17 protein-coding genes are annotated in these 14,665 nt (G+C 66.4%); 8 read left to right on the plus strand and 9 right to left on the minus strand.

All coding sequences use genetic code 11. The features are described from left to right. Positions 1 to 111 precede the first annotated feature (111 nt). The 6 genes from KBY78_RS09820 to KBY78_RS09845 form a co-directional block, all read right to left on the minus strand. Positions 112 to 1,224, minus strand: a complete 1,113-nt coding sequence (locus KBY78_RS09820) for a recombinase family protein (RefSeq protein WP_255143440.1) — start codon at positions 1,222 to 1,224, stop codon at positions 112 to 114. Beyond that, positions 1,109 to 2,539: a phospholipase D-like domain-containing protein gene (locus tag KBY78_RS09825; RefSeq protein WP_255143441.1), complete on the minus strand. Its 1,431-nt coding sequence runs from the start codon at positions 2,537 to 2,539 to the stop codon at positions 1,109 to 1,111. Before KBY78_RS09825 ends, KBY78_RS09820 begins: the two co-directional genes overlap by 116 nt. Before the next feature lie 57 nt (positions 2,540 to 2,596). Next, positions 2,597 to 2,770: a hypothetical protein gene (locus KBY78_RS09830; protein ID WP_006172121.1), complete on the minus strand. Its 174-nt coding sequence runs from the start codon at positions 2,768 to 2,770 to the stop codon at positions 2,597 to 2,599. Continuing rightward, on the minus strand, positions 2,770 to 3,879 hold the full coding sequence (locus KBY78_RS09835; RefSeq protein WP_255143442.1) for a DUF4912 domain-containing protein: 1,110 nt from the start codon (positions 3,877 to 3,879) through the stop codon (positions 2,770 to 2,772). The genes KBY78_RS09830 and KBY78_RS09835 overlap by 1 nt, the downstream gene beginning before the upstream one ends. A 199-nt stretch (positions 3,880 to 4,078) precedes the next feature. Continuing rightward, positions 4,079 to 4,840 (minus strand): phycobilisome rod-core linker polypeptide, encoded by a 762-nt coding sequence (locus KBY78_RS09840; protein WP_255143443.1) that lies wholly within the window; start codon positions 4,838 to 4,840, stop codon positions 4,079 to 4,081. 116 nt (positions 4,841 to 4,956) lie between these two features. Further along, the gene (locus KBY78_RS09845) at positions 4,957 to 5,583 is read right to left on the minus strand and encodes a phycobiliprotein lyase (RefSeq protein ID WP_255143444.1); all 627 of its coding nucleotides are present in this window, start codon (positions 5,581 to 5,583) and stop codon (positions 4,957 to 4,959) included. 55 nt (positions 5,584 to 5,638) lie between these two features. Here KBY78_RS09845 and KBY78_RS09850 point away from each other — a divergent pair, with 55 nt between their 5' ends. Beyond that, the gene (locus KBY78_RS09850) at positions 5,639 to 6,538 is read left to right on the plus strand and encodes a DMT family transporter (RefSeq protein ID WP_255143445.1); all 900 of its coding nucleotides are present in this window, start codon (positions 5,639 to 5,641) and stop codon (positions 6,536 to 6,538) included. Here KBY78_RS09850 and KBY78_RS09855 read toward each other — a convergent pair. Together KBY78_RS09855 and sufR are read right to left on the minus strand one after the other, a co-directional pair. Next, the gene (locus KBY78_RS09855; protein ID WP_255143446.1) at positions 6,504 to 6,893 is read right to left on the minus strand and encodes a hypothetical protein; all 390 of its coding nucleotides are present in this window, start codon (positions 6,891 to 6,893) and stop codon (positions 6,504 to 6,506) included. The two genes, KBY78_RS09850 and KBY78_RS09855, sit on opposite strands and share 35 nt — an antisense overlap. Further along, complete coding sequence (sufR, locus tag KBY78_RS09860) at positions 6,886 to 7,554, minus strand: iron-sulfur cluster biosynthesis transcriptional regulator SufR (protein ID WP_006172109.1); 669 nt, start codon at positions 7,552 to 7,554, stop codon at positions 6,886 to 6,888. Before sufR ends, KBY78_RS09855 begins: the two co-directional genes overlap by 8 nt. A 306-nt stretch (positions 7,555 to 7,860) precedes the next feature. Between sufR and KBY78_RS09865 the strand changes: the two genes are divergently transcribed. The 7 genes from KBY78_RS09865 (at position 7,861) to KBY78_RS09895 (ending at position 14,040) form a co-directional block, all read left to right on the plus strand. Next, entirely contained in the window at positions 7,861 to 8,232 is a 372-nt protein-coding gene (locus KBY78_RS09865; protein WP_006172107.1) for a ferredoxin-thioredoxin reductase catalytic domain-containing protein, read from the plus strand. Positions 8,233 to 8,237: 5 nt separating this feature from the next. Further along, entirely contained in the window at positions 8,238 to 9,680 is a 1,443-nt protein-coding gene (gene sufB, locus KBY78_RS09870) for a Fe-S cluster assembly protein SufB (RefSeq protein ID WP_255143447.1), read from the plus strand. A 64-nt stretch (positions 9,681 to 9,744) separates the two neighbouring features. Beyond that, on the plus strand, positions 9,745 to 10,533 hold the full coding sequence (gene sufC, locus KBY78_RS09875) for a Fe-S cluster assembly ATPase SufC (RefSeq protein ID WP_255143448.1): 789 nt from the start codon (positions 9,745 to 9,747) through the stop codon (positions 10,531 to 10,533). Continuing rightward, entirely contained in the window at positions 10,533 to 11,789 is a 1,257-nt protein-coding gene (locus KBY78_RS09880) for a SufD family Fe-S cluster assembly protein (protein WP_255143449.1), read from the plus strand. The genes sufC and KBY78_RS09880 overlap by 1 nt, the downstream gene beginning before the upstream one ends. A gap of 68 nt (positions 11,790 to 11,857) precedes the next feature. Further along, complete coding sequence (locus tag KBY78_RS09885; protein WP_255143454.1) at positions 11,858 to 13,126, plus strand: SufS family cysteine desulfurase; 1,269 nt, start codon at positions 11,858 to 11,860, stop codon at positions 13,124 to 13,126. Positions 13,127 to 13,141: 15 nt separating this feature from the next. Next, positions 13,142 to 13,537: a L,D-transpeptidase gene (locus KBY78_RS09890; protein WP_255143450.1), complete on the plus strand. Its 396-nt coding sequence runs from the start codon at positions 13,142 to 13,144 to the stop codon at positions 13,535 to 13,537. A 215-nt stretch (positions 13,538 to 13,752) separates the two neighbouring features. After that, positions 13,753 to 14,040, plus strand: coding sequence for a hypothetical protein (locus KBY78_RS09895; RefSeq protein ID WP_255143451.1), 288 nt, complete (start codon positions 13,753 to 13,755; stop codon positions 14,038 to 14,040). Positions 14,041 to 14,046: 6 nt separating this feature from the next. On the opposite strand, the gene KBY78_RS09900 is transcribed toward KBY78_RS09895, so the two are convergent. After that, a partial coding sequence (locus tag KBY78_RS09900; protein ID WP_255143452.1) for a trans-aconitate 2-methyltransferase occupies positions 14,047 to 14,665 on the minus strand: 619 nt, incomplete at its 5' end.

The raw sequence follows: 14,665 nt of genomic DNA on the forward strand, positions 1-14,665 counted from the left end.
CAGCTGGGCAACCTCCCCCTCGATCTCGTGGCGGGCGCAGTTGTCCTCAGTCCTGGCCAGCATCGACTCCCACTGGGTGGCCTGCAGCCTGGTCAGAACGTGCGCTTCGGCCTAGGCGTAGTTGATGTAGCCGGTGTTGGTGCAGGCGCTGCCCTGCCGGCGGTTGGCCTCCCTGCAGCCGAGGTAGCCAGGGTGGCCGGCCCTGGATCGTTGGCTGCCTGAGTGAAAGCTCATCGGCCCGTTGCAGATCGAGCACCGCAGCACCGCCTGGAGGATGTTGTGGCACTTCTGGCTGCCGCCTCGCAGGTGGCCCCGGAGCCGGTAGCGGCCCTCCAGCGCTGAGCGCAGAGAGGCCCAGCGTTCGGCGGACAGGACGGCCGGGTAGTAGCCCTCGATCGGCTCAGCGTTCCTGCGCTGCAGCGTGCCGGTCAGGGCTGGGTGGGCGAAGAGGGTGCTCACCCGGCCATGGGTCCACACGGGCGAGGCCTTCCCGTACTGGCTGCGGCGGTTCGTGGTGGGTGGTGGCGGGAACCCTTCAGCGTTGAGCCTGGCGGCCACCATGGTGGAGCCCATTCCGGCAACGGCGAGGTCCACTGCCCGAGCGATGGCGGCCACGGCTGGCGGGTCCAGCTGCAGCGCTCCGGTGTCGTCCCTCACCAGCCGGCCTTCTGCGTCACGCAAGATCCACCACGGCGTCGGCGCTGCTGTGCGGTGGCCGTCGTCCTGCCGTTTGCGGGCCTTGGCGGCGGCACCGCTGGACCTGCGGGATCGCTCCAACCACTCCGCCCTGGCCTGGCTGATCGCCCCCAGCAGGCCGTACAGGCGGTGAGGCTCGCGGTCGATCAGCTCGCCGGAGAGCACAGCGCCATCACCCTCAGCAAAGGCGATGGCCAGGCCCTGCGCCCAGAAGTCATGCAGCAGCGTCGCCAGCACCGACCGCTCTGCCTCGCGGCTGAGGCGGGTCAAGCTCTCCACCACCAGGCAGCTGCCGGCCGGGACGGCGCCAGACCTGCCACCCTCGATGAACCGACTCAGTGCCCCACGGGTGCGGTTTCGCCCCTTGCCGGCAGACACACCCGCATCGACCAGGGCCTCCTGCAGCACGTACTCAGGGTGCGAAGCCAGCCAGGCGGCCAGCGATGCCTCCTGCCGGTCCATCCCGGAGCGATCGGCCTGTGCCTGGCGGGCGCTTGAGGTTCTGGCGTAGCTCCAGGCGAGGGGCATGGAGACGGCGGTGGAGACGGGAAGACGAGTGTATGTTGCCTGTTATTACCGCTGACGGGCTCCAGTTGAACGAACCGGTGATCACGGTCTTTCCATCCACCACGGCGAACTTGTGGTGCAGCTTGTCGCCGCGAGCCAGGCGGGGCGTGCCCACCCCGTTGATCGGCTGCTGCCAGGGGCTGTTGCCCTGCTCCAGTTTGCAGAAGCGATCCGGCATCGAGACGCCCAGCAGATCGAGCACCTCCGAGAAGCTGCGGCTTGCGAAGCCAGGATCGGCCAGAAGCCGGATCGCCACGCCCCGCTGCTGCAGCTCGGCGAGCCGGTTGGCCAGTCCCTGGGCTGAGAAGACGAACAGGCTCAGATCCAGCCGCCTCCTGGCCAGAGCCAGGCGTTGATCGAGCAGCAGCAATCCCTGGTTGGGATCCTTGCGGCGGTGGGGAGCGAAGAGCACTTCGACCCTGGTGGGCCCCACCATCACGGCCTGCACCGGCCCTTCCTCCTTGGCAATGCCGAAACGGCTGTCGGCAAGGCCACCGGGGCCATCCCCCCACATCCTGGTGAATTCCTTGCTGAACAGCGCGGAGAGCTCCCGGCTCTCGAAGCGCAGCAGGTGATTGACGTTGCCCAGGGTGCGACGGTCGTCGGGATCGCCGTGGATGCAGGAGGGGGTGAAATTGGCGGAGCCGGTCACCAGCCAGCGCTGGTCCACCACCATGAACTTGTGGTGCATCAGGCCGCTGCCTGCACTGCCATCGGCCGTGTCGTCGATCAGGGGAATGCCGCCCCGCTGCAGAATCCGGACGGCATCGCCCCGGTCGCGTTCGCTGGCGCTCAGGCGTCCGTCGTGGTCAGTGTCGGCCAGGGCCAGCAGCTGGCGATAGCGGCCGAGCTGGTGGGAACTCAGCCCCACAGGCAGCTGCTCACTGAAGGGGGTGCTGTAGGTGTTCTCAAGGATCAGCCGCACGCGCAACCCCTGGCGCTTCCGCTTCACCAGGGCTTCGGCCACCCGGGGCAGGGAGAGCTCCTGCACGGCCACCAAGATGTCGCTCTCGGCCCGCTCGATTGTTTCGAGCAGCAGTTGCTCGAGGTCGTCGCCTCTGCGGCGCTCGCCGCTGATCGGGCTCCGGTAATGGCGGTCGGCGCGCTGATTGAAAGCCACCTCCACCTTCTCCGGCAGGGGCAGATCCGCCGGGGGGGAGCCCAGGATGCGAGCGGTGGCGGAGCATCCGCCAAGGCCGAGAGAGAGCAGGCCTGACACCAAGAAGAGCGCCCGGGCGGCCTGGCTGGTGGGTTGAACGGCTGAGTGGGGGCTCACGGACGGCGCATGGCGGCTGCCCTGAGAATTCCCCGCTGAGGGGGAGTTGGACTGATCTCAGTGGTGACCTGGCATCTCGGCGGTGCGCAACATCAGGACGAACCAGAGGGTGCTCACCAGCACGGCCATACCCACGGCCGTGCCCACGCCCACTCTGACCATCAGGATGGGGACGAGGAACGGCAGGGTGAGGGTGCCGGCCAGTGGTGTGAGGGCAACGAAAGCGCGCATCAGAACCACTCAGCCACGGCCTGGCTGGAGGGGTTGCTGTTGTCTTCGGGGGTGGTGCGCTCGAACTTGAGAGTGATGCTGCGTTTCTGCTCGCCATCAGCAGCCACCGCCTGAATGGGATAGAGCTGCTGGCCGTCGCGGAAGGGCACCTGCACCCGGAAGGTGCCATCGGGGGAGAGGGGCACGTCTTCATCGCCGATCGTGAGTTTGGCGGCCGGATCGGTGGCGCCGTAGACGATCAGCTCTGCATCGGCCACCAGCCAGAAGGAACGCTGGCGGGGCGCCACACCACCGATGCCTGATTCATTGCGGCCACTGGCCCAGAGGCCGATTCCCGAATCGTGGAGACTGCGCAGGCCTGCTGCGGAATCGGAGTCTTCGAGCTCGTGGAAGGCTTCGGAACCGCGGCCGAAGTGCTTCCAACGCACCGTGGCGGTCTGATAGAGGCGCTCGTGCAGGCCGCTGTCCACTCCGGTCGCGTTGGGGCTGCTTTGCGGATAGGTGGTGGCCAGGGCTGTGTCGGAGGGGGCCGCTTCCAGAGAGAAGGGAACGAACTGATCGAGGATCTGCTCGCTCGGATGCAGGGCAGGCACCCGGGCCACGGCGGAGAAGCCCATGGAGAACCAGCCGCCACCGTGCTTGCGGTACCCCAGCTCAACGCGGTAATCGCGGTCGCTGAGAGGAACGGGCAGATACCACTCGGTGGCATGGCTGTCGACGGGCACCTCCTGGAGCGTGTGGGGGTGAGCAGCCCCCGAGGGCAGTCCGGTCACGTCGGCGACACGAAGGCAGAGCTGGCCGGCGCCGGCCTCGATGGCCCTGGAGCGCTCGGCTTCGGCGATCTCCCAGAACACATAGGCCCACTGGGGGTCCCGGGGCAGGAACACCACCTTGGTCTCAGCCTCGGGGCGTGGAGCTGGGCTGAAACCGGCCTCCAGGCTCTCGAGACTTGGGGAGGCGGAACCGGGTGCTGCGGATGGTTCGGAGCGGGCGACTTCCCCTTCGCCCTTGACGCTGTGGATTTCGCTCAGAAGCTCCTCCTTGGATTTGCGGCTGTACAGGCTCACGCCGAGGTCACTAGCGATCTGACGGAGCTGACGCAGGGTCATGCGAGCCAAGGACGAGAGAGCCTGAGTCACCGTTTCTCCGGATTTCGTTTGGGATCAGTTTGGGGTGAATCCCGCCGATCTCGGCCATCCAACCTCCCTCCGTCAGCAACAGCTGACTGGGGCACCGCTGGATGGCCACGAAAAAACGGCGGTGTGAGCCGCCGTTCTGAAGGGAGTTTTTGGTTGCAGGCCGCTGGTGTCAGCGGCCGACGCTGCGGTAGGGAACATTGGAGAGATAATCCATGCCGGTGTTGCCCGACGATGCGGCTCCGGTACGCAGGGCAGGCAGGGAACGGACCCAGGGCAGGTAGTCCTCGGGGAAGCCACCACGGCGTTGCCGTGCCCATTTGGGCAGGGACTTGGCGGTGCCGGTGTAGACGATCTGGGGGAAACCCAGGATGCCTCGGTGGTAGGCCTCGTAGCGGGGCGAGGTGATGTTGAAGGGAGTTTCGCCCACTTCACGGGAGCCCACCACCCGGTTGCGGTGGTAGGGAACGGTGTCGTAGCCGAAATTCTCGAGATACTCGTCGCTGTCGAGGATCTGATCGACGGCGCCGGCGACGCCCTTGGTCATGATCACCGCCGACCAGGCGATCTCTTCGGCTTTGCCATACACCTGGCGGCCCAGCAGTTTCTCCACCAGGTGGCGGGCCACCCGGTAGTTGCTGTTGAGGTTGTAGAAGCTGCGGGTGAAGGTGTCCGAGAGGCAGAGGGCCCGGATGAAATCACGCACGGTGATCTGGCCATCGCGCAGCTGCGACTCCAGGATCGTGTCGCGATCGACCTTGAAGGCATGGAAGAAAATCTGACGGTAGGCCGATTCGATCACCACGTTCTGGGCGTTGCGGTCGAAGGCCTTGTCAAGCGAGACGCCTTTCGGATCCTCGTCGGAGCCCACTCGAAACGCCTTCACTCGAGAGTTCTGGCTGGTGGGTGCGTACTTCAGAAGCGGGATCGCCACGCGCACATCGTCATCCGTCGCTGTGGATCGTAGAAGTCAGGCCCGATCGAACCCCGCTCGGGGCGGCAGGGCTCACAGTCCGTAACGTTTGACACGCACGCCGGGGCAAGCCCGCCCTACCAGCCGAAGGCCGAAACCAGAGCTCTGCGGCGGGTCTCCGCCGGGCCCGTGGCGCCCTCGCCCGAGTCGGCGGTTTCCCGGTCACTGTCGCTTTCAAGGCAGCGGCTTTCCATGCAGAAGGAGGCGGTGTTCGAGAGCCCTTCCACGGTGCTGGTGCGCAGGCGCAGGTTGGGGTTGGGAAACCAGAAGCGCTCCAGGCTGCTCATCGTTTCGTAGGCCGTGGTGAGCAGCAGGCCGTCGCGCTCGTCCATGCGGAAGTGGCCAGCCACCGGAGCGGTCTCCGCATACCCCCGGTCGCGCAGCAGCAATCCCACGCGCCCTGAGGGGTCGGTGGGAATCAGGCCGAACACCGACTCCCCCTGATGGGCTTCGCCGGCCTTGTCCCAGGCCATCGAGCCGCTCCAGCGCACCTGGCAGCCCCCCACCAGGCCCGCTGGGTCCTGGCCATGCAGTTCAGCGATCGCCTTGAGGCGCGGGTCGCGGCCCTCCACCTCCGTGACCTCGATCACCGATCCACCGGCCTCGGCACGCCGGTGCAACAGGTGGTGGCTGGTGCGCTGGGAGCGCCAGCGCCCGCAGCTGAGCCTGAAGAAACTGAGGGCATCGGCGATCGGAACGCTCACGGGGGCAGCACAGCTGCAGCGATGATCGCAAGTCCCTAACCCCAGCTGTTGCCCGGTGGCCACAACGGGAGTCGTGGCGGCCCTGGCCGCAGCCCTCTGCTGGGCGGTTTCCAGCAGCCTCTGGCGCCGTTTGTCCACCTCTTTGAGCGCCGCCCAGCTCAACCTGGTCAAGAACCTGCTGGCCGTGGGGATTCAGTTGCCGGTTCTGCTGCTGGGGGGCTGGCTGGTGTCGCCCCTGGCGCTGGTGCTGCTGGTGGCCAGCGGTGTGCTCGGCATTGCCCTGGGGGACAGTCTTTATTTCGCGGCTCTGCGCCGGCTGGGGACTCGCCGAACGCTCACCCTCGAAGCGGGTGGCCCGGCGCTGTCGCTGCTGGGCGGAGCTCTGTTCCTGGCCGAGTGGCCCCGCTGGCCCCAGGGGCTGGGGGTGGCGCTGATCTGCCTGTCGGTGGCGCTCGTGGCCCGTCAGCAGCCACCGCCGGGGACTGCTGGCGTGGTGCCCTTGCCCCAGGGCGGCCAGCCGCTGGGCCTGTTGCTGGCCCTGGCCGCCCTGGTTTGCGGCAGTGCCGGCGCCCTGCTCTCGAGAGCGGCCCTGCGTGATTCGGCTCTGCCTCCGCTCCAGTCGGCCACCCTGCGCCTGGCGGCGGCGGCCATCGTGATGCTGCCGTTGCTGTGGCGGCTGCCGCCCCCGGGCGTGCGCCCGCGTCCCCTGCGGCGGCGTTGGCCCCTGGTGCTTTTGGCCACTCTGCTGGGCACGAGTGCCGGCATCGTTCTGCAGCAAACGGCACTGCAGCATCTGCCGGCCGGCCTTGCCGTGGCCCTGCTGGCCACCGCTCCGGTTCTGGCCCTGCCCCTGGCGGGGTTGGAGGGGGACCGACCAGGCCTCGGTGGGCTGATGGCGGCGGTGCTGGCCCTGGCCGGGGTCAGCCTGGTGGTGGGGTTGGGGTGGAGAGGCTGAGCCGGGTTCTGGCCTCCGCCTCCGCCCAGACGATCAGGTCGTCGATCTCGAGGGCGAGGGGTTCCAAGCCCTGGCTGGCCGCCAGCTCCTGCAACTGCAGGGCTCCACGTTCCAGCTGGGTGAGGAACACCTGGTGAAAGTCGGGATCGGCGGCCAGGGTGCTGTGCCGCTCCATCCAGGCGAGCAGGGTGGGGCGTGCCGGCAGGGGACCGCTGCGGCGGCCGGCCACCTCCTGCAGGGTGCGCAGGCAGTGGGCCAGCAGGCGCAGGTGGTGGCGCTCAAGGCTGGGGAGCAGGGTGGCCTCGAGGATGGCCAGGTCGCCGCTGGCGAGGGGGCCATCCTGGGACTTAGCCATCCTTGGAGAACTGGGTGGCCCCCCCGTTGTGAGGGGTGATGCGGAAACCGCAGGAGTGCCCCGATTCGAGACGCCAGTGCACCCGCTCCACGCTGCAGTCGGGAAAGGTGTGGCGCATTTGTTGCAGTTCCTGGTCGCACAGCACCGGGAACTGTTCAGCCAGGCGGGAGACGGAGCAGTGGAATTCGCTCATGCACCAGGAGAGCCCGTCGGGCTCGGGGTGGCAGTCGCTGACATAGCCCTCGTTGCAGCGCAGCTCCACCAGCCGCTCCAGCCGCTCCAGCAGGCTGCCCGTGCCGATCTGGCGCCGGTAGTCGAGGGCTTTGGCGATGGCCTGCTGGCGCAGGAGGGTCTGCACGGTGTCGGCCGGCAGGCTGTCGGCCAGGGAGGTGAGCAGGCCGAGGGCGAAGTGCTCGCTGCCATTGGGGAAGCGGTCGTGGCCTTCGGCGGTGAGGTGCCAGTGATTGCTGGGACGCCCGGGCCCTTCGCCGCTGGAGCTGCTGGCTACCAGCCCGTCGTCTTCGAGGCTGCGCAGATGGCGGCGCATGATCTGCACAGACACGCCCAGAAGCTCAGCAAGCTGGGTAGCCGTGGCTTCCCCCTGGCGCAGGAGGAGAGCCAGAGCTGCTTCTCGGGTTGGGGCCTGGGTGGAGGCGCTCATCGGACACTCAGTCCGGTCCGTCCAATCGCGAACCTTCTCCACACATTGCCACGCTCTTTCGACTGTTGTGGCAAAGAGCAGTTCACAATGGCTCCAGCCCCCATCGCCAGCTCGGCTGCCCTAGGGTTGCTAGTAACGAAACGACTGAGTTTCGTAATTCAATGGTGCCGTCAGTGCGGTCCATTGGCCCTGTTGGGGAGCGCCAGCAGCCTCCCCCCGCCCTGCCGCTGCTGGGTTCTGTCTCCGCCATCCCGCCGCCTGGGTTCTCCGCTCCGGCCTCGGTGACTCCCTCGTTCTTCTTAATTCATGTCCGACGCCCCCTCCGCCACGGCCGCCCCCAGCAGCGACAACCTGGAGTTGATCAGGCGCTTCGCCGAGGCCTACGCCAAGCGGACCGACACCTATTTCTGCAGTGATCCCGGGGTGACGGCGGTGGTGCTCGAAGGGTTGGCTCGGCACAAGGACCAGCTGGGAGCCGCTCTCTGCCCTTGCCGCCACTACGAGGACAAGCAGGCCGAGGCGGAGCAGGCGTTCTGGAACTGCCCCTGCGTGCCGATGAGGGAGCGTAAGGAGTGCCACTGCATGCTCTTCCTCACCGAAGACAATCCCTTTCGCGGTGAGCAGCAGACCATCGGTCTCGAGGAGATCAAGACCCACATCGAACCCCCTGCCGCCTGAATGCCATGAGCAGCACCACCAGCGTCGGCGATCTTGTCAGCCAACCCTATAAATACGGGTTTGTCACCGACATCGAAGCTGACAAGATCGACAAGGGTCTCAGTGAAGATGTCGTCCGGCTGATCTCCTCCAAAAAGGACGAGCCGCAATTCTTGCTCGACTTTCGTCTGCGGGCTTACCGGCAATGGCTGCGCATGGAGGAGCCCGACTGGGCGGCCTTGGGGCATCCGGCGATCGATTATCAGGAGATGATCTACTACGCTGCGCCCCGCCAGCAGGAGAAGAAGGCGAGCCTGGATGAGGTGGATCCGAAACTGCTGGAGACCTTCGACAAGCTCGGCATTCCTCTGAGCGAACAGAAGCGTCTCAGCAATGTGGCTGTCGACGCCGTGTTCGACAGTGTGTCGATCGCCACCACCTACCGCGAGAAGCTTGCGGAGCACGGCGTGATCTTCTGCTCCATCAGTGAGGCCGTCAAGGATCACCCCGAGCTGATCGAGCGCTATCTCGGCACGGTGGTTCCCAGCAACGACAACTTCTTCGCGGCTCTCAATTCCGCCGTCTTCAGTGACGGTTCCTTCGTGTTCATCCCGAAGGGCGTGGAATGCCCAATGGAGCTCTCCACCTATTTCCGCATCAACTCTGGTGACACCGGCCAGTTCGAGCGCACCCTGATTGTGGCCGAAGAAGGCGCCTCGGTGAGTTATCTGGAGGGCTGCACTGCCCCGATGTTTGACACCAACCAGCTGCATGCGGCGGTGGTGGAGCTGGTGGCTCTCGACGATGCCTCGATCAAGTACTCCACCGTTCAGAACTGGTATGCCGGTGATGAGAACGGTGTGGGGGGCATTTATAACTTCGTGACCAAGCGAGGCCACTGCCGCGGCGACCGCAGTCACATCAGCTGGACTCAGGTGGAAACCGGCTCGGCGATCACCTGGAAGTACCCCAGTTGTGTGCTTCAGGGGGCCCATTCGGTCGGTGAGTTCTACTCTGTGGCCCTCACCAACAATCTCCAGCAGGCCGACACCGGCACCAAAATGGTGCATGTGGGTCCCCATACCCGCTCCACGATCGTGAGCAAGGGCATCAGCGCCGGCCATTCCTCCAACAGTTACAGGGGGCTGGTCCAGATCGGTCCAAAAGCCCGGGGTGCGCGCAACTACAGCCAGTGCGATTCGATGCTGATCGGTGATCAGGCTGCTGCCAACACCTACCCGTACATCCGCTCTCAGCAACCCGAGGCCAGCGTGGAGCACGAGGCCAGCACCTGCCGCATCTCTGCCGATCAGCTCTTCTATCTCCAGAGCCGGGGTATCGGCTTCGAGGAAGCGGTGTCGATGATGGTGAGCGGCTTCTGCCGCGATGTGTTCAACCAGCTGCCGATGGAATTCGCGGCTGAGGCCGACAAGCTCCTGGCCCTCAAGCTGGAGGGATCGGTGGGCTGATCACCAGGCTTTGTTGTTCCGGAGCGTGGCTCCTTTCTTTGTTGTTTCCCTTGTTCCGCCAGCTGTGATTCGCTCCGACGCCGATACCCTCCTTGAAATCGTTGACCTGCAGGCCCGAGTGGAGGACAAGCCGATCCTCAAGGGCGTGAATCTCACGATCAAAGCCGGGGAGATTCATGCGGTCATGGGCCGCAACGGCAGCGGCAAGAGCACCCTCTCCAAGGTGTTGGCCGGCCATCCCGCCTACACCGTCACAGGCGGCAGCGTGCTTTACCGCGGCGCCAACCTGCTCGATCTCGAACCGGAGCAGCGGGCCCGGTCGGGGCTGTTTCTGGGGTTCCAGTACCCCGTGGAGATCCCCGGGGTGAGCAACCTCGAGTTCCTGCGGGTGTCCACCAATGCCCGCCGCCAGGAGAAGGGGGAGGAGGAGCTCGATACCTTCGCCTTCGAAGACCTGGTGCGCGAGCGTCTGGAGGTGGTTCAGATGGATCCCGCCTTCCTCGAGCGCAGCGTGAACGAGGGCTTCTCCGGCGGAGAGAAGAAGCGCAACGAGATTCTGCAGATGGCACTGCTCGATCCCTTGGTGGCGATCCTCGATGAAACCGATTCCGGCCTCGACATCGACGCCCTGCGCATCGTGGCGGGAGGCGTGAACCATCTGGCCAGCCCTGAGAACGCCACCTTGCTGATCACCCATTACCAGCGCCTGCTGGATGTCATCACCCCGGACTACGTCCATGTGATGGCCGGTGGCCGCATCCTGCGCACCGGCGGCAAGGAGCTGGCCCTGGAGCTGGAGGATCGCGGCTACGACTGGGTCGACCAGGAGCTGGCCGTGCTGGAGGTGGCCTGATGGTGGCTGCGATGTCCAACTCCGCTGCGGTGGACGCCTCCAACTGGGTGACCACGTTCCTGGACCGTTTGCCTGCCCCTGCCGGTGAGCTCGAAGCGGTGCAATGGCGCGGCCGGGAGGCGCTCTCCCGCCAGGCGTTGCCCTCCCGCCGCCAGGAGGACTGGCGTTTCACTGACCTCGGCCCGCTCACGGCCCTGGCCCCAGCCCCGGCGGCAGCCACCGAGCCGGGTGAGTGGCCCGAGCAGCCCAGCGGCGCCGCGGTGCGCCTCTGGCTCGATGCCCCCGGCGATCTTCTGGCTGGCCAGGACCTGCCGGCCGGGCTTTCACCACTCAGCGCTGAGGAGGTGCAGCTGGCCCTGGGGCACACCCTGGCCGCCTGCAGCTGTGAGCAGCACTGGCCCGTGGAGTTGAACCAGGCCAGCGCCACCCGGGTGCTGGCCCTGCGCGTGAGTGGCGCAGTGGCGCCAACCCTGGAGCTGGTGAGCCAGGCCGCCGGCGACGGGGTGCTGCGCCCCGTGCGGGTGTTGCTGCTGCTGGAGGAGAAGGCCAGCCTGGAGGTGCTCCATGTGCAGCTCGGTTCCGGTGGCAGCCTCTCGAGCCTGGTGATCGAAGCCCAACTCGGCCGCGAATCCACGCTGCGCTATGGCCTGCTGGCCCTGGGTGAGGGCCAGGCCTGCTTCTTCGGCCATCTGGCGGTGGAGCAGGAGCCCCGCAGCCGGCTTGAGTCCACATCGGCGAGCCACGGCTGGGCGCTCTCGCGCTTTGAGCCTCGGGTGGTGCAGGTGGACGGCGAAGCCACCACCAGCCTCAAGGCCCTTCAGCTGGCCGATGGCCAGCAGCTGGCGGACACCCACAGCCGCGTGGAATTCCGTGGACCCGAAGGCCAGCTCGATCAACTGCACAAAGCCATCGCCGATGACCGTGGCCGCAGTGTGTTCAACGGGGCGGTGAAGGTCCCCCGGGCCGCCCAGCGCACCAATGCTTCCCAGCTCAGCCGCAACCTGTTGCTCTCCAACCAGGCCCGGATCGACACCAAACCCGAGCTGGAGATCGTGGCCGACGACGTGCGCTGCGCCCATGGCGCCACCGTGAGCCGGCTCCAGACCGATGAACTCTTTTATCTGCAGAGCCGGGGCCTTTCGGCGGCGGTGGCCGCCGGCCTGCTCAAGCGCGGCTTCTGCGAAGAGGTGCTGCGGGCGCTGCCCGCGGCGGCGGCTGCCTGGAGGCCGCTGCAGCGAATGCTGGGGGAGGGCTGATCACGATGCCGTTCACCACCTCCGCTCCTGTGTCCACTCCCGCCGAGCTGCTGACATCCGACCCTCAGATGGAGCCTGCCCCCCAGACCGGCCCCGAGAATCTGGCGGCTCTCACACGCGCTGATTTCCCTCTGCTGGCGGATCAGGCCTGCCTGGGTCAGCCCCTGATCTACCTCGATCACGCCGCCACCAGCCAGAAGCCCCGGGCGGTGCTTGACGCCTTGCAGCGCTACTACCGCCACGACAACGCCAACGTGCACCGGGGCGCTCACCAGCTCAGCGCCCGCGCCACCGATGCCTTCGAGGGTGCCCGCGACAAAACCGCCCGGTTTGTGGGTGCGGCCACACCGCGGGAGATCGTGTTCACCCGCAACGCCACCGAGGCGATCAACCTGGTGGCCCGCAGCTGGGGCGATGCCTTCCTGCGCCCTGGCGATGAGATCGTGCTCACGTTCATGGAGCACCACAGCAACCTGGTGCCCTGGCAGCAGCTGGCCGAGCGCACAGGGGCCCGCTTGCGCCATGCCGGCCTCACCGCCAGCGGTGAACTGGATCTGGAGGATCTGCGCGATCAGATCAGTGAGCGCACCCGGCTGGTGAGCGTGGTGCAGATCAGCAACACCCTGGGCTGCCACAACCCGATCGGCGCGATCGCGGAGCTCACCCATGCCGCCGGTGCCCTGCTGCTGGTGGACGCCTGCCAGAGCCTGCCGCACCTGCCGGTGAACGTGCAGGCTCTGGGCGCCGATTTCCTGGTGGGGTCCTCCCACAAGCTCTGCGGCCCCACGGGCATGGGCTTCCTCTGGGCGCGGGAGGCGTTGCTGGAGGCGATGCCGCCGTTCCTGGGCGGCGGCGAGATGATCCAGGACGTCTACCTGGATCACAGCACCTGGGCGGAGCTGCCCCACAAGTTTGAGGCGGGAACGCCGGCCATCGGCGAGGCCGTGGGCATGGGTGCGGCCATCGATTACCTCAATGCCCTGGGGCTCGATCGCATCCACGCCTGGGAGCAGCGTCTCACCGCCCATCTGTTCGAGCGACTTCAGGCAATCGAGGGCCTTAGGGTGCTGGGCCCCACCCCTCAGCAACAGCCCGAGCGGGGCGCCCTGGCCGCCTTCGTGGTGGAGGGGCTCCACGCCAACGACATCTCCGCTTTGCTGGATGCCAGCGGCATCTGCATCCGCAGCGGGCACCACTGCACCCAGCCCCTGCATCGCCACTACGGCATCAGCGGTTCAGCGCGCGCCAGCCTCAGCTTCACCACAACGATCGAGGAGATCGACCGCTTTGCCGAGGAACTGGCGAGCAGTGTGGCCTTCCTGCGGGAGCACGGCTGAGCAGGGGGTTCCCTGATGCTGGAGCTCGTGGCGGCGCTGCTGATCGATCTCTCCGAGCAGAAGCTTTACGCCTACGACGATCAGCAGCGCTTGCTCTATGCCGCCCTGGTCTCCACGGGCCGACCAGCAACGCCGACCCCCACGGGGCAGTTTCAGATCGGCAGCAAGTACAGCGAAACGTCGCTGGTGGGGCCCGATTACCGCATTCCCGCCGTGCCGAACGTGATGTGTCTCAGCGGTGGCGGCCTGGCTCCTGATCGCCTCTGCATCCACCCGGCACCCTGGCAGGAGCGGGCCGGGGAGTGCTTCGGCGTGGCCCGCAGCCACGGCTGCATCCGCACCACCACTGCCACGGCCCGCTGGCTGTTTCCGCGCACGGCCGTGGGCACACCGGTGGAGATTCGGCCCTGAGCTCAGCCCCACTTGAGGGAGCACGGCTGAGAGCGAGCGTTCGAGTTTGCGGAATGTTGGCATCACGCTTGAGACCCTCAGCCTCTCGATGGAGGCTGGTTTAATGGGGTGCGGCCTGGATTCCGTGAGCAGCCTTATCACTGCCTCGGCAGTCTTCGATCACTGAATTAAGACGCATGGGTTTTCATCCAACGGTGATGCTCCTGATTGGAGGAGTGATTCTCACCATCGGTGATCTCGCCATCAAGACCTGGATCATCAAGGAGAATCGACCTGCCTTCTGGCTGGGCATGATGATTTATATGGCGGGCATGGCCATCCTTGCCCATGCCTTTCGCTACAGAAACATCGCTACAGCATCGATCATCTGCGTGGTTTTCCATGTGATCACGCTGATTCTCGCAACAAGGCTGATCTACGGCGAGAGCATCAGCAAGCAGCAGTATGTGGGAATGGGGGTGGGGGTGTTGGCGATCATCATCCTGGAATCCGATCAGGCCTGAGTTGAGTCAGAGGGGTGTGAGCCTGGCCAGGGCTTCAGCCCGGTGCTGTCCGCGCCAGAGCCACTGCCAGGCCCAGCCACAGGCTTCGGCCGTTGATTCAATGGCCGCGGCGTCGGCTGGAAAATCGAACTGGCTGAGGTGATCGATCACCCTCTGGCCTTCTTCGGGGGGGATTGAAGTCCAGTCCTTGCGGATCCGCTGCACGTAGCGCTGCAGGTAGCTGTCGCGGCTTTCACCGGGATCCCGGAACACATCGGCCCAGAGCAGCATCCCGTCGGGGGCCAGCCGAGAGCGGGCTCCCGCGAGGAACTGCGCCTTCTGCTCGTCGCTGAGGTGATGCATGGCGAAGGAGCTGTGGATCAGGTCCACCGGACGGGCGGGGGTGGAGCAGGGATCGCCGGAGACGGGTTGTTCGAGCGCCCAGGTGAGCAGATCCTGCTCGCGCCAGGCGCAGGGGTAGGGCACCCCCTGCAGCTGCGCGGCGGCGCGGGGCAGCTCGGGGGCGGAGAGATCAAGCCCGAGGTAGGAGCCCAGGGGTAAGCGGCGCAGCAGCGACGCCAGCAGGGCGAGATCCCCGCAGCCCAGATCCACCATGTGGGGCGGTGACGATCCTTCTGGCCGCGCA

It is taken from the genome of Synechococcus sp. EJ6-Ellesmere, assembly GCF_024345875.1.
Lineage (GTDB): Bacteria > Cyanobacteriota > Cyanobacteriia > PCC-6307 > Cyanobiaceae > Regnicoccus_A > Regnicoccus_A antarcticus.